This window comes from uncultured Chryseobacterium sp., assembly GCF_913776365.1.
In the GTDB taxonomy this organism is placed as follows: domain Bacteria; phylum Bacteroidota; class Bacteroidia; order Flavobacteriales; family Weeksellaceae; genus Chryseobacterium.
Genome location: NZ_CAJYMO010000309.1, coordinates 1 through 14,406, shown reverse-complemented (window position 1 = coordinate 14,406; position 14,406 = coordinate 1). Strand labels below are relative to the sequence as shown.

The following is a 14,406-nucleotide window of genomic DNA, read 5'->3' as shown; positions in this document are numbered from 1 at the left end:
AAAGTATCGCCGTTGAGGTCTGCCATTACCCGGGTTACTTCAAGCCGGTCTGCGGAATCCATCGTCTGTTCGTAGATCTTTCCGCCTCCGATGATGAAGATCTCTTCATCGATCTTTTTAGCAAACTTTACTGCTTCCTTGATGCTTCCTACAATCAGGACCCCTTCCTCGAACCAGTCGGTTTTCCGGGAGACAACAATGTTGGTACGGTTGGGCAGCGGCTTCCCGATGCTTTCATAGGTTTTGCGGCCCATGATCACCGGATGCCCGGACGTTATTTCTTTAAAATGTTTCAGATCTTTCGGAAGGTGCCAGAGCAGCTGGTTTTCAAAACCGATTTCATTGTTTTGCCCCAGGGCCACTACGATTGTTGTCATGAAAATAAATTTTTACAAAATTAGCACATAATTTGTATATTTGGTTAGCACAAAAATTTAAAAAATAAACTATGAAAAACAGAGGCTGTCTGAGCGCCGGAACCATCGGGATTGCGCTCCTTGTTATTGTGGGCGTTTTATTCTTCTGGGGAAAAAGCGGTTATAATAATTTCGTTACCAAAGAACAGAATGTCAATACCAAATGGTCTAATATAGAAACCGTTTACCAGAAAAGAGCCAACCTGATCCCAAATCTGGAGAGGACGGTAAAATCCTATGCCAAATTTGAAAAGGAAACCCTTACCCAGGTAGTGGAAGCCCGTTCGAAAGCTACTTCCATTAATATTGACCCTACCAATATGACGGAGCAGGATCTGGCAAAATTCCAGGCTGCACAGGGTGAACTTTCAGGAGCCTTAAGCAGATTGATGGCCGTTGTGGAATCCTATCCTAACCTGAAGGCCGACCAGCAATACATCAATTTCCAGAGGGAATATACCGCGATCGAAAACAGCATCAGAACGGAAACCGTATATTATAACCAGGCGGCACAGGATTATAATACCTCTATCAAGACGTTCCCGAACAACATCCTGGCCAACTTCACGAATTTCAAAGAGAAACCTTATTTTAAAGCAGCAGCAGGTGCTGAGAAAGCGCCTGATGTATTTTCAGAATAATGAAAAGTAATTTCCTGACAGATCAGCAGATCGCTTCCCTGGCGGAAGCGATCGGGTCAGCGGAAGAGCATTCTACCGGTGAAATCCGCGTGCATATCGATTCCAATACCGAGACCGACAGTGCGAAAACTGCATTCCGGGTATTTGAAGAGCTGTGCATGAACAGGACCGCAGAACGCAATGCCGTACTCTTCCATGTAAATTTCGAACAGAAATACCTGACCATCATCGGGGATACCGCGATCCATGAAAAGGTGAGCCAGGCCTACTGGGACCACCTGCATGATTTCATGACCGCTGAATTTGCCAGGGGAAATTATTATAAAGCGCTGAAAAGCGGCATTCTGGAAACCGGCCTTGAGCTGAAAAAACATTTTCCCGTAACGGGAGAAAACACCAATGAGCTTTCCAATGAAATTACCTTCTCTTAATACCGTTTTTTCATTTTTACTGGTCTGCCTGTACGTTTTTGTACCGGCACAATACACCGTACCCGAAAAGCCGAAGGTGCTCTATCCCGTGTATGATGAAGCCCACTTATTAAGCCAGCAGGAAAAGGATGACCTCAATAAAAAGCTGATTGCCTTTGCAGATTCTACCTCTACCGAAATTGAAGTAGTGATCATCCCTTCCACCAAAGGCGAGGATGTGAATTTCCTGGCAACCATGTTCGGGGAGAAATGGGGCATCGGGCAAAAAAATGTGGATAACGGCGTGGTTTTCCTGATTGCCACCGAAGACCATACGATGTCTATCCAGCAGGGACGGGCAGTGGAACAATACCTGACAGCATCCGTTGCCGGACAGATCCTGGATTACATCGTTACCCCGAATTTCAAGAAAGGCCAATGGTATGAAGGCATCAACAGGGGAACATCCGCAATCATGGAAGCAGTACAGGGAAAATTCAAGCCCCTGAAAAAAAATAAGACGGGCAGTGAAAAAGGTGCCGGCAATATAGTGGTGGTGGCTATCATCATTTTCATCGTCATTGCCATTATCTTCAGGAACAGGGGCGGCGGCAGAGGAAACGACGATGACGATGACGTTATCATTTCCAGAAGAGGCCGTAGGAATTACCCGGGCGGATTTTTTCCGTTCCCGTTCCCGGGAAGCTTTGGCGGCGGAGGATTCGGCGGCGGAAGTTCCGGCGGCGGAGGAGGATTCGGAGGTTTTGGCGGCGGCGGAAGCTTTGGCGGCGGCGGGGCTTCAGGCGGATGGTAAAATATTCGTTCTAAAAGACTTGGATGTATTTATAATTTTATATCTTTACAAAAGATTTACACTGTATGCCTACCAAAAGAACCAAATTTTTCAGTTTCAATAAGAAGGAAAGGCCTGTTTTCACTCCGGAAACAGAAAGTGCCTTTGTACGGGTAGCGCATAAAATCAGTTCCAGCAACTCAAAATCACAGATTGTAAAAATCGGCGATAAGTTTTTCAGGGTTAAAGAACTGGGCTGAGCATGAATATTGCCTTTACGACAATTATCATCTTCATCATATTAGCGCCGGGTTTCCTGGCCAGGATCTCTTACCACTCTTCCAAACTCAGCATCAGCAACCCTAACAAAAATATTGTTACGGAACTTACGCTATCCATTATTCCGGCCCTGATCCTGCAGAGCATCGGCATTTTCCTGGTGAACCGGTATTCCAGCTATCGCATCGATTTTGAAACGTTGGGGAACCTCATGCTGGGAAGTACCACTAACGGGGTAGTCAGCAATAATTTCCGGAGTATTGAAGAATTCAAATTCCAGATCTTCTTCTACAACTTCTTCGTTTTTTCATTTGCTTTCCTGAGCGGCTACCTTACCCGGAAAGTCATCCGCCTTACAAAAGCCGACAGAAAAATACGCTATCTCCGGTTTTCCAACAAATGGCATTACATCTTCTCCGGCGAATGCCTGGATTTTCCCGATGTTCCCGACAACTATGAAAACATTACTGAAAAAATTGTAAACGTCCTTTGCAAAGTGAACGGTAAAAACATCCTGTACAGCGGAACCCTGTTCAATTATTACATCGACAGCAACGGCAACCTGGAAGCAGTACACCTGAAGTTCCCGATCCGAAGGATGCTGGAAGATGACAACGAGGAAGATTACCACAAGAGATATTACGAGATAGAAAGCCGTTACTTGGTAATTCCCAACAATGATATCATCAACATCAATTTCCGGTATTTCAACCTGACGGAAGTTCAGGAAAGCGACCTGACTTCCGATGAACTGAATACCCTGATTGATTCGAATACGGACCTGTAAAATCTCCCCCCAATCCCCCCGAATAGGATTGCATGGTCTTCTTCCGGAACTGAGGTTACAGGACGCTTCCTGCCTGCATCACCTTTACCGGCCTTTACTGCAGATTCCACCTTTATGGAAAATTCAGCTGTTCAGTATCAACCTGCCTCTGCCGTATTTCCCAGGGAAAATAAAGGATTTCCCGGAGCCGGACGGAGCTGCATAATATATGGTATTCCCTTTTTTTCCTTTCAAAATTTAACAAATTTGTTAAAAACAGCCTTTTTATCCGGTTTTTTTTCATTATATTTACTAAAAACAGATTATGAAGAAAACGCTGGTGGTTTTTGCGCATCCTTATTTAGAGCATTCAAACTCGAATTCCGAGCTCATCAATTTTTATGTCCGGCACCAGCATTTTACCCTCCGCGACGTGTATGAGGAGTATCCGGATTTTCATATCGCGGCTTTCCGTGAACGGAAACGGCTTAAGAACTATGACCGTTTCATCTTCCAGTTTCCCCTGATCTGGTTCGGCATGCCGCCCCTGCTGAAACTATGGATCGATGAAGTCTTTGACCGCGACTGGCTGCTGGACGGTCAGGTTAATCCGCTGGAAGGCAAAGAAGTCCATATCCTGGTCACCACAGGAGGAAGGGAACGGTCTTTCAGCAGGGAAGGCACCTATGGTTTTACCGTAGAAGAGCTGATCAGCGGGCTTGTGGTTTCCCTGAAGGTTTTCAAAGCCGACCTCCGGAACATCAAAGTGGTCTATGAGGCCAACAAACTGTCGAAGAAACAAATCATCCTGCACAAACAGGAATTTACCGAACTGCTAAAAAAATAAAATAGAATATGGAAACCAGCTTAGCCATGAACACCCTCCTTTTCCTGGGCGTTGCCATTATTATGGTTCCGCTGGCCAGGAAATTCGGACTGAGTTCCGTGATCGGCTACATCGCAGGCGGAATTATCATCGGGCCTTATGTCCTGAAACTGACGGGAAGAAATGTAGACGATATTATGCATGCCAGCGAGTTTGGGGTCATCATGCTCCTCTTCCTGGTAGGCCTCGAACTGGAACCCCGGAAATTCTGGGAGATGCGGAAAAAGATCGTTGGCCTCGGTATGACGCAGATGCTGCTGACCATTTCGCTGCTCTTCGTTATCTTTCTCTGGGCCGGCTGGCAGGTGGACAAAGCGGTTGCCATTGCGATGTGCTTTGCCCTTTCTTCCACCGCCATCGTACTGCAGACCCTGCAGGAAAAAAACAGCCTGAATACCCTGGCCGGCGAAGCTTCGTTTTCTACCCTGCTTTTCCAGGATATCGCTGTGATCCCGATCCTGGCGATCCTGCCGCTGATGGCCCACCATAAAGCCACAGCCAACGATAATGAAATCCACGTCATCATCCAGAATCTTCCGCAGTGGATGCAGTTTGCCACGGTGATCCTCGGCGTTGCCCTGCTCATTTTGCTGGGAAGGTATGTTTTTGTCCCTTTCCTGCGATATGTTTCAAAATCGGGAATGACGGAACTGCTGACGGCTTCTTCCCTGTTCCTGGTGATCGGGGTTTCGGAGCTGATGATCGGTATCGGGCTGTCTCCCGCATTGGGTGCCTTCCTGGCAGGGGTCATGCTGGCCAACAGTGAATTCCGCCATGAACTGGAAGCCCAGATCGATCCTTTCAAAGGATTGCTGCTGGCAGTCTTTTTTGTGAGTGTGGGCTCTACCATGAATTTCAATGTCATTGCTGAAGATCCTGTGTTCATCTTCACCACGGTGTTTGCCGTACTGGCCGTTAAATTTATCGTTCTGTATATTATCGGGAAATTTTTCAAAATCGATACACCGCAAAGCCTGTTCTATGCATTTGCCCTCTCGCAGGTGGGAGAATTTGCCTTTGTGCTCATCAATTATGCCTCCAGCCTTTACCTATTCAGTTCCGAACTGAATGCGCAGATGATGGCGGTGACGGCCATTACGATGTGCATCACACCATTCCTGCTGATCATCAATGACAAGCTCATCACTCCGCGGCTCATCAGGGAAGTTCCGGATGAGAATAACGATTTTAACATTATGGACGGCAGCATCCGCCAGAAAAAAATCATCATCGTAGGTTTCGGGCATTTCGGCAGTACGGTGGGCCGGCTCCTGAAAGCAAATAAGGTTTCCGCCACGGTACTGGACCGTGATCCTGACCGGGTGAAGCTGCTGAGAAGCTACGGTTTTAAAGTCTATTACGGTGACGCTACCCGGATTCCCACACTGCGGGCCGCCGGAATTGAAGACGCCGAAATCCTGGTGCTCTGCCTGGATGATCCTGATGACAATAAGTTCATAGCCGAAGTGGTACGGGAGAACTATCCGCAGGTAAAAATATTCGTAAGGGCAAAAAACCGGATCGATGCGTACAATTACCTTAATAACGGGATCGACAAGATTTACCGCGAGACTTTAGGCACTGCAGTGGATATGGCCGTAGATGTCCTTCACGAGACCGGAATGCGTAAGTATGCGGCCCGCAGGCTGGGCCAGCGGTTTATGGCCATCGATAAGGCATCTATTGCCAAACTCGCCAAATCGGATGAAGACGATGAGATCCATCTTTTCACCACAAGAGAAATCCTCCAACGCGAGGAGGATCTGCTTGCTTATGATAATCTTAATTTTGATAACCTGCAGTGGGAAGACCCGTCAAAGGATGACGAAGACGAATCGCCGGAAAAGACAGATTAGTGAATGGTTACGCTTCCGCCGCTGCTCTCTTCCTTGGTGACTGAATTCACGCTGTTCTTTTTATAAACGTCAACACTGCCGCCTGCTGAAGCTTCCGCATAAATGGATGATGAGGCACTTACGGATACACTTGCCCCGCTGGAGGCATCGGCTTTCAGGTTCTGGACGATTACCTCTTTCGCTTCTATGCTGCTCCCGGAAGAGGAAGAAATATCGGCATTTTTCGCTTTCCCGGAAATATCGATGCTGGCAGCTGAAGAAGCCTCCACTTCAAGGTCTACTGCCCATATTTTCCCGCTGAAGCTTCCGCTGCTGTCTGCGGAAATTTCAAGCTTGTTGGCTTCCAGGTCTCCGGAGACCGATGATGAACTGGAAATCTCGATTTCCGTTTTGTCCTGCACGAATTTATCCTTAACGGTAATTTTCCCTGCCGAATTGGCTTCCAGCTTAGAAAAGTCCTTTGCATAAATTTTGGCAGACACGTTATGGCTATCCATCACCCGGATGCCCGGCTTATAATGGATGTGGAGCTTGCCGCCGCTGATCTCCGCCAATATTTCATCGATAATGTTCTCCGGTGCGGAAATCACCACCTTTTCAACATCCGACTGCACCACTTCTGCATCAATTGCCTGGGAAACCTCGATTTCATCAAAGCTGCCGGCCGTTTCCCTCTGCCTCATGGGTCCGTCATCCTTGGCCACTACTTTTTCTACCCAACTGTCTTTTCCGGTATTCCGGTGCCGGTCGTGTTTACCTTCGCACGAGGCCAGTAAGGCACATGCGGAAAGCATAAATAAAGGGATTGATCTCATATACTCATCGTGTTATAGGTTATTGTATCTATTAATGACAACTAATTTATAAAAAATATTACATCCTGCGCAGGAATTATATAACTATGATCATAAAGCGGAGATTTCACATCTTTTTTTTCTATCGGATCGGTGATAAAAACAATTAAAAATCAATTACTTATACCACTTATTTATTTCCCGGGGCACAGATATTGGACTATCATCAATACACACCGACAAAACATACCGATTATGATTTCATCAAAAACACATGCTATTCTGGATTACCTCGTAGGCCTCCTGCTTATTGCCGCTCCATGGCTGCTGGGGTTTGCCGATGATACGGCTGCCACGATGGTTCCCGTAGTCCTGGGTGCCTCTACCCTGGTCTACAGCCTCTTCACCAATTACGAATATGCCCTGGCCCGGATCATCCCCTACCGGGTGCATCTGACCATCGACCTGGTCGCCGGTATTGTCCTACTGGCTTCCCCATGGCTTTTCGGCTTCAGCGACCGGATCTACCTGCCGCATGTTATCCTCGGCGCCTTTGAAATTGCAGCCGTCCTGCTTTCCAGAAAAGCAACTTCCACCGTTGCGAAAACAGGACCGATTTAATATACAGCTCCTTTAATTTTTCAATGTGATAGACCGGGTTTCCCTGATGGGGAACCCGGTTTTTTTGTTATTGGTTGGGCTGTGATTGTGTTTTTGAAGGATGAATTTTGTTTTTGAATGGTGGGGTTTTTGGAGAAGATTACAGTAGAAAAAGAAAAACCCATCACGACTATGATGGTTTTTATTGTTATCTGCTTAAAAATTGAAAATTTTGTAGAACAGCTTTGTTAAGCCCTATGTAAGGATCTGTTAAAATTAATCTTCGTTTCAAATTTTCTGATAATCCATTTAATGATTTGTCATCATCTATTATGAGTACATCATCATGATCAATTTTATTCTCCTCTATCCATTTTTCTATTTCTTCTTTTCTTGATACTTTAGAATTCAGTTCTAAATCTATAATAGATATCTCTTTACATTTAATATTCCTCCTTTGAAAAATATCTTTCCATTCCTGAATATCAAATCTGAATCTGTGCGAGGTTGACAAAACTATTTCTATATCATCATCGGTAAAAGAATTGATGACTTCTACAGCAGCTGTATTGAATGTATAAAATCCATCTTCTTCCATATCTACTTTCTTATATGGATTATTGTGAACCATCACACCGTCTATATCCAGAAAAATTTTCATCCTATCTCTATTTATTAAAGTACTATACATCCGAAATCTTTTGGATCAAATCCCTCAGTCCAGATCATTAATTCAATTTTGTCTAACCGGAAACACCATGTTATTTCAATTTTAACCATCTTCCGAATGCTTACTTTATTCCGGAAGCATCCAAATCTTTTATCAAATCTATATTATCTTCAAATTTTGTTTGCATTAAAATGTCTAAAATATCTGATGGTAAATCAATTATTTTTAAAGGATTTACCGGACTGGCCACCAGGTGATAACGATGATCTGTAAAGTTATTTAAATTGGTTTTATCAAAAGAATACAGGCCTCTTTGAGTATAATATATAAAATCTCTTACATATCTTTCAGCACCACCACTTCCAAATATATTAAATAACAATTCATCTAACAAAGGATTTACCATCACATCTGATATTTTTGGCAAGCTCTTAAAATAAGATACTAATTTCTTATTGTTTATTTTTGAATTTGCAACTGTTTCAGGTACTTTTCCCGCTCCGGAAGCGATGAAACCAATATATTTACCATCGGTAAAAAACCAATCAATATCTAATGTCTGTTGTTCTATTTCTGTATACATGCAATATAATTATTCGCCAAAAGTTGCTTTGTAATTACCATACATTGGAACTACCTTTCCCGTTTTTGGTATTATAGCTTCTGTAAAATTGATTTGCGTCGGAAAAGCCTGTGGATTTTTCAGTAGTAATTCATTTCCAGCCTGAAAATTTGAAGTAATACAGAAGATGAATGATGAAGATAGAGCTTTAGTGACAAGATTTCTTGATCTTACAATCAGAGATTATAAAAGTAAAAAACTATTCCGCTCAAATTTACAGACTTTGCGCAACTGGGGTTTTTGCTTATTTTCTTTTTAAAATTATACGATTACTTAATTCTAGCTTATTCTTATTTATAACTTTTATTTTAAAATCTCGTTGATTCATATAAGCATTTGACAGTTTATCTATTGCACTCTCATTATCTGTACATTTCAAGAGTAAAACACCGTCTTTCAGCTCCCGATAACCATCACATCTTGGTGAAGCATCTTGAAAACGCTGAAACAGACTAAATCTATTTTCTCTTTCAATTTTAAGAGTATATTCGTAGCCTAAGGTATTTCTCGTTGATGATTTTTTATTGTAAAAAACACCAATAATATTATTCTCACTTATCTGCTTAGCAGAAGCACAGGAAACGAATGATATACACAAAATAAAATATCCTATTATCTTTATCATTTTTTATAGTAAACCGAAGGGTCTGTTTTTAATATAAAATTATTAGGTAAACTTTGAAGAGTTGTTGTTTGATGAGGATACGTTTTGATCAAATCAGACTTTGTAGAACTCATATTTACTGGCAATATTCCAGTATTTGCGCTTCCACCAGGATTGTATAATGTACCACCACCTAACCTTGTACCCAACCTGCTGTAATACTCCCGAATGAATTTGCTATTATTCCTGAAGTAGAAGATAAGCCAGAAACAGACGAAGGATTATAGCCAAATTGGGCCCTATATCCTGATACTTCATCTTGGATATCTTGTCCTATAACTTGTCCAGTATTACTACTAAATCCAATGTCTCCACTTTCAAATTGACCTGCGTGCGTTGTTTCATGAACGAAATTTCCAGTTGTTCCATATGCAATTACAACATTCCCAGCTTTAATATCACAAGTAATGCCTCCTTCCGTTCCTGTTCCTATATTTGACAAACTATAAATCTGCTTACTACTTTCTAAAGTTCCTAAATTAGAAATTGTTCCATTTAAACTATTAATACGATCTTGCATATTTCCAACTTTTCCTGCCAGTTTTTCAGCACTCCATCCTTTTTCTGCGGCTTTGCTATTTAAGTTGTCAACTTTTTTTTGTAACCCGTCCCTTTCTGAAACTACAGACTGTTTCTGCTTATCCCAATCTTTTTGACTTCCGGGTTCAATTTGTCTTCCGTCAGGATCTACAAAATTAATCGGGTTATTAACTGTATAATTATAAGGCGACTATCTTCTAAATTTCTCTGCCAGCGGATCTACCACGCCCCATCTTCCAATATCCGGCATATAGAACCGGGCTCCGTAATCATACATCCCGCTGTCGGTTTGCAGTTCTTTTCTTTTGTACTTGTAGTGTAAAGTTATTTAGGTGGAGGTGGCGGGTTAGGAATTTTAGAATCTAGCAAATCTCGTGAAAACTTATGATAAGGAATTTCTTTAAGTCTTTTATCTTCTTTTAATAAAATCAGGTCCTCAATAATTTTCTCTTGACTCTTTGATAATTCATCTGAGTAAAATCTAAATTTGAGATTCTTTCCATTTAAATAATAATTTATCTGTCGTGGCTGAGCATCAGGAGTACTCTTAAATTGAATTGAATCATAAAAAGAGTTTAATATTTTTTTTTTGTAAGAAGCAAAATTAATCTTTTGAGTAGATTTAAAATATTTATATTTCAAACCATTGTCAACTGATATTAAATCTTCCTTACATACATACAAAGAGTCTTTATCATTTATGAGGATTCCAATTCTTGGTTCATTAGGATTCATACTAAATCCCAATGATACTTCAATATACTCTTGCTTTTCCTTATGACACGAAAGCAGGAGTACACTAATCATTATAATACTAATTGATTTCATACAACTATTGATCTTTATGTTTGAGGCTTCCATTTTTATCTACTTTTATCATAGACCCATTAAAATTCCACATTTCGGTTTTTATCTGAGAATTACCTAGCTTTAATTTTAGAGCATCATTTGCTTGCTTAAGAATTTGAAACCCTTGCTTAGTATATACATTTACCTTATTATTTGCAGGATCTTTTAAATACTCATTCTGGATATAATAATGTTGCCCATGTTGAGATTCCCAAGTATCATATTTTCTATATTCTTTTGGAATGCTACTTGAATTAAGATAACCGTCATCTTGAAGATCATTAGCTTCCAAATCAGCGTGAACAAAAGATTCGTGAACTATTTGTCTTAAGGTATTAAAAAACTGACTGCCAGAATCGCCATATGCTTTATTTGAAATCAAAATAGAGACATTCTTCTTATCTCCCTTAATTTTGCCTGTTGTAGACCCTCCTACGGAGGAATTTGTTTTGACTCCATATGAAAGATCTATACCTTTATTATGATATTCTCCATTAGCCTTGGCTTCAAAAATAGTCTTCCCTCCATATTCAACTCTTTGCCCCTTCTCCATATATTTAGATAAAAAAGCTTGTCCTTCTTTTGTTTTAGCAAAAAATGCAAAAGCTTTATATTGCTCTTCATTACCTTTCTTCATTATATTACTCAAGTCTAATTCCATCCCATCAGATCAATATAAAGAATAGGATTATTTGCAGTATAATTAAATGGTGATATATTAAAATATTTCTCTGTCAACGGATCTACCACGCCCCATCTCCCGATATCCGGCATATAGAAGCGGGCTCCATAATCATACATCCCGCTTTCCGTCTGTAGCTCCTTGCCGTTGTACTTATACTCGTACGCCGGATTTCCTGCTGTCGGGTTGTAGCCTTCATGCTTCAGACCGAAAGGATAATAATTATTCTCTTCAAGAACTTCTATGCTGCTGCCATTATTAAAATAACTAAGCCGTACATTTCCCAAATGATCTTTATATTAATACTGGCGTCAACTAAAAGCTAGCACCAGAATGAAATGTAATATTATCTGTTATGATTTAATTTATAATGCTTAAGTATGATTTTTTTTGAAGAACTATCTAATTTATATGAAATACCTTTATTTTTGTATCTCCAAAATTCTAATCTGTTATCTGCAAACAATGTATCTTTCTGTGTAAGAAATGCAAATACATAATAGCTATCATCAGGACTAACTATGTTATTTTTCCCAATAATTTCTTCTTTAATTTTTGAAATCTCTTCACTAAATCTTTTATTATCAATAAAAGTTTTCATTATATCACCATCCTTCAAAAAGAAATAATTCAAATTAGAACCTAAGACATATTTGCCATTATTAGCTGTACCACTATAATATAATAATGCAGTCCTTTGATTATTGCACGATGCAGCAACAATCAATAACATTAGTAATAAATATATAATTTTCATGATTATTTTGGATTTGAAGGTGGCTTAATTTTTGTTTATGTAACACTTTCTACAGGATAAGGTATTATCCCATAATTGGTTCCTTATCTTCTTTAAGCTTCACATTCATTTGATTCCCTAAATTTATTGTTGTATATTCCTCTTCTTAATCTGGAAAGCCTAAATTTCTATTGTCTGGTGTCATTATCAACTTATCAGAATTATTATCATATTTATTACGATTTCTTTCTCCATACTTTTTTGGATCTGAAAAAAGATTATATTCATGAATTATTTCATGACCCCAAATATTGAAAAAGAACTATTACCTCAAAAGGATAATAAAGGTTTCTTCAAAAGCTACTGTGTGTTATGTATCAACAACTTACACTTACATTTTTTTAAATAATCATTAATTTTAAGTCTACTGTTTTATATTTTTTATACTCTTTTAAAATTAAACCTTTTAAGATTATATAACTTTTTAAGGCAGTGTAAATTGCAAGCGATTTATTTTTATCCGCTCAAATTCAGAGTATTTTGTACAGCTGATTCTACTGTTGGTTAGGATTTAGTTTATACTGTTTCAATATTTTCATTGTTAAAAAATGATTCAACTTATATGAAATTCCTTTATCTTTATATCTCCAAAATTCTAATCTGTTATCGGCAAACAATGTATCTTTTTTACTAATAAATGCAAATGTATAATTACCATCATCAGGAACAATAATGTTATTTGTTGATATAATTTTTTCTTTAACCACTGATATTTCATTTTCCAAATCTTTATTCTTTATTGGAACTTTCACCATATCTTGATCCCCCATAAAAAAAATTTGTAGTGAAGATCCCCAAGTACTATTTTTATTTATCTCTAATCCATTATAATAATACAACATAACTTTTTGGTTATTACATGATATAGTAATTAACAGTATTAATAAGAAATATTTAATTTTCATGATTATTTTGGAGTTAAAGGTGGTTTAATTTTTGTTGATGTGACACTTTCTACTGTATAAGGTATTATTCCATAATTAGTTCTTTTATCTTCCCCAAGTTTCACATTCATTTGATTCCCTAAATTTGTTGTTGTATATTCTTCTTCTTCATTTTTAAACCCAATATTTACTTTTTCTGGTGTATATATTGATTTTTCAATATTATTAGAATAATCATTTCGTTTTCTATCTCCATATTTTTTTGGATTTGAAAAAAAATTATATCCATGAATTATTTCATGACCAAGTCTAGAGGAAGGGCTGTTATAACCGACATTACCTTCTTCCAATGTTGATTTTGTGCCATCCTTCCTAAACCTTATACCTTCTGATGTATTGAATTTTACAGATTTACTATTAGGGTCAAACTCATTTTTCTTACCACCTTCTGCCTGTTCATTGATCGTAAAAGTATTCTTTTTATCATTAATCATCTCATCCATGATATTTACCGTTTTAGCCTCTTTACCTTCACCTATTGTGACATTTAGAGCACCGGTAGAATATAAATGATCTAACGCCTCATAAGTTTTTCTATCAAATTCGTTTTTAATTTTACTGTAATCTCTATTTTTTTCATATGAATAAACATTATCTCCGAACCTGATATCTCTTCCGTCTGGATCAATAAATAGTATCGGATTGTTAATTGCGTAATTATAAGAGCTATGTCTTCTGTGCTTTTCCGCCAAAGGATCCACTACGCCCCATCTTCCTATATCCGGCATATAGAACCGGGCTCCGTAATCATACATCCCGCTCTCGGTTTGCAGTTCCTTGCCGTTGTATTTATACTGGTACGCCGGATTCCCTGCTGTCGGGTTGTAACCTTCATGTTTCAGACCGAACGGATAATAGTTATTCTCCTCAAGAACTTCTATGCTGCTGCCATTGTGGAAGTAGCTGAGTCTGACATTTCCCAGATGATCCGCATAGTTGTAAATATACTTATTATTTTCAAAATTATAATAGCCTTCAGCAGTAGGAACAAACTTCAAGATCCGGGGTGTCCTTAAAGAAGAACCCTTTGTTTCATATTGAAAACCGTCCAGATATTCTGTCAACTGATACGTTTCCGACTGATTCTTGGCAACGCCGTAGGTATAAAGCTTGTTCAGCTTCGTGCCATCGGCCCGGAACAGGTACTTGGTGGTGATGTTACGGGTCTCCGTGCTTCCGCCAAAGAGGTTCCTTACCT

At 39.6% G+C, this 14,406-nt stretch carries 20 protein-coding genes and 1 pseudogene; 8 read left to right on the top strand and 13 right to left on the bottom strand.

All coding sequences use genetic code 11. The annotated features are described in order from the left end of the window. On the bottom strand, window positions 1-377 hold a 377-nt coding region (locus QZ735_RS16150; protein WP_294250503.1), incomplete at its 3' end, for a dihydrofolate reductase. Window positions 378-448: 71 nt separating this feature from the next. Here QZ735_RS16150 and QZ735_RS16145 point away from each other — a divergent pair. The 7 genes from QZ735_RS16145 to QZ735_RS16115 all read left to right on the top strand — a co-directional run bounded on the left by QZ735_RS16145 (window position 449) and on the right by QZ735_RS16115 (window position 6,047). Continuing rightward, the gene (locus tag QZ735_RS16145) at window positions 449-1,057 is read left to right on the top strand and encodes a LemA family protein (RefSeq protein WP_294250502.1); all 609 of its coding nucleotides are present in this window, start codon (window positions 449-451) and stop codon (window positions 1,055-1,057) included. After that, window positions 1,057-1,488: a TPM domain-containing protein gene (locus tag QZ735_RS16140; RefSeq protein WP_294250499.1), complete on the top strand. Its 432-nt coding sequence runs from the start codon at window positions 1,057-1,059 to the stop codon at window positions 1,486-1,488. Before QZ735_RS16145 ends, QZ735_RS16140 begins: the two co-directional genes overlap by 1 nt. Then, window positions 1,469-2,281 (top strand): YgcG family protein, encoded by an 813-nt coding sequence (locus QZ735_RS16135; RefSeq protein ID WP_294250497.1) that lies wholly within the window; start codon window positions 1,469-1,471, stop codon window positions 2,279-2,281. Before QZ735_RS16140 ends, QZ735_RS16135 begins: the two co-directional genes overlap by 20 nt. A 65-nt stretch (window positions 2,282-2,346) precedes the next feature. Beyond that, window positions 2,347-2,520 (top strand): hypothetical protein, encoded by a 174-nt coding sequence (locus tag QZ735_RS16130; protein WP_294250495.1) that lies wholly within the window; start codon window positions 2,347-2,349, stop codon window positions 2,518-2,520. 2 nt (window positions 2,521-2,522) lie between these two features. Further along, a complete protein-coding gene (locus QZ735_RS16125; RefSeq protein ID WP_294250493.1) occupies window positions 2,523-3,326 on the top strand; it encodes a hypothetical protein in 804 nt (267 codons plus the stop codon). A 304-nt stretch (window positions 3,327-3,630) separates the two neighbouring features. Next, complete coding sequence (locus QZ735_RS16120) at window positions 3,631-4,152, top strand: NAD(P)H-dependent oxidoreductase (RefSeq protein ID WP_294250490.1); 522 nt, start codon at window positions 3,631-3,633, stop codon at window positions 4,150-4,152. Between the two features lie 8 nt (window positions 4,153-4,160). Further along, window positions 4,161-6,047 (top strand): monovalent cation:proton antiporter-2 (CPA2) family protein, encoded by a 1,887-nt coding sequence (locus QZ735_RS16115; protein ID WP_294250487.1) that lies wholly within the window; start codon window positions 4,161-4,163, stop codon window positions 6,045-6,047. Here the strand turns inward: QZ735_RS16115 and QZ735_RS16110 are convergent. Further along, window positions 6,044-6,862, bottom strand: coding sequence for a head GIN domain-containing protein (locus QZ735_RS16110; RefSeq protein WP_294250483.1), 819 nt, complete (start codon window positions 6,860-6,862; stop codon window positions 6,044-6,046). The two genes, QZ735_RS16115 and QZ735_RS16110, sit on opposite strands and share 4 nt — an antisense overlap. Window positions 6,863-7,096: 234 nt before the next feature. On the opposite strand from QZ735_RS16110, the gene QZ735_RS16105 reads away from it, so the two are divergent. Next, window positions 7,097-7,462, top strand: a complete 366-nt coding sequence (locus QZ735_RS16105; RefSeq protein WP_294250481.1) for an SPW repeat protein — start codon at window positions 7,097-7,099, stop codon at window positions 7,460-7,462. A 187-nt stretch (window positions 7,463-7,649) separates the two neighbouring features. Here the strand turns inward: QZ735_RS16105 and QZ735_RS16100 are convergent, their stop codons facing one another. From QZ735_RS16100 to QZ735_RS16050, 11 genes and pseudogenes are all read right to left on the bottom strand, one after another. Continuing rightward, window positions 7,650-8,102, bottom strand: a complete 453-nt coding sequence (locus QZ735_RS16100; RefSeq protein ID WP_294250477.1) for an HAD domain-containing protein — start codon at window positions 8,100-8,102, stop codon at window positions 7,650-7,652. A gap of 130 nt (window positions 8,103-8,232) precedes the next feature. Next, on the bottom strand, window positions 8,233-8,694 hold the full coding sequence (locus QZ735_RS16095; RefSeq protein ID WP_294250474.1) for a hypothetical protein: 462 nt from the start codon (window positions 8,692-8,694) through the stop codon (window positions 8,233-8,235). A gap of 283 nt (window positions 8,695-8,977) precedes the next feature. Further along, the gene (locus QZ735_RS16090) at window positions 8,978-9,358 is read right to left on the bottom strand and encodes a hypothetical protein (protein WP_294250471.1); all 381 of its coding nucleotides are present in this window, start codon (window positions 9,356-9,358) and stop codon (window positions 8,978-8,980) included. Window positions 9,359-9,530: 172 nt separating this feature from the next. After that, entirely contained in the window at window positions 9,531-9,917 is a 387-nt protein-coding gene (locus tag QZ735_RS16085; RefSeq protein ID WP_294250468.1) for a hypothetical protein, read from the bottom strand. A 210-nt stretch (window positions 9,918-10,127) separates the two neighbouring features. Then, on the bottom strand, window positions 10,128-10,265 hold the full coding sequence (locus tag QZ735_RS16080) for an RHS repeat-associated core domain-containing protein (protein WP_294250505.1): 138 nt from the start codon (window positions 10,263-10,265) through the stop codon (window positions 10,128-10,130). Next, window positions 10,262-10,765 (bottom strand): hypothetical protein, encoded by a 504-nt coding sequence (locus QZ735_RS16075; protein ID WP_294250465.1) that lies wholly within the window; start codon window positions 10,763-10,765, stop codon window positions 10,262-10,264. Before QZ735_RS16075 ends, QZ735_RS16080 begins: the two co-directional genes overlap by 4 nt. 4 nt (window positions 10,766-10,769) lie before the next feature. Further along, window positions 10,770-11,447, bottom strand: coding sequence for a hypothetical protein (locus tag QZ735_RS16070; RefSeq protein WP_294250462.1), 678 nt, complete (start codon window positions 11,445-11,447; stop codon window positions 10,770-10,772). Window positions 11,448-11,455: 8 nt separating this feature from the next. Further along, window positions 11,456-11,773, bottom strand: a pseudogene (locus QZ735_RS16065) (RHS repeat domain-containing protein); the annotation flags it as partial. A gap of 41 nt (window positions 11,774-11,814) precedes the next feature. Further along, window positions 11,815-12,225 carry a hypothetical protein gene (locus tag QZ735_RS16060; RefSeq protein ID WP_294250459.1) on the bottom strand — a complete coding sequence of 137 codons (411 nt, stop codon included), beginning with the start codon at window positions 12,223-12,225 and terminating at the stop codon, window positions 11,815-11,817. 533 nt (window positions 12,226-12,758) lie between these two features. Further along, on the bottom strand, window positions 12,759-13,169 hold the full coding sequence (locus QZ735_RS16055; RefSeq protein ID WP_294250457.1) for a hypothetical protein: 411 nt from the start codon (window positions 13,167-13,169) through the stop codon (window positions 12,759-12,761). Between the two features lie 2 nt (window positions 13,170-13,171). Beyond that, the coding region (locus QZ735_RS16050; protein WP_294250455.1) for an RHS repeat-associated core domain-containing protein at window positions 13,172-14,406 on the bottom strand (1,235 nt) is incomplete at its 5' end.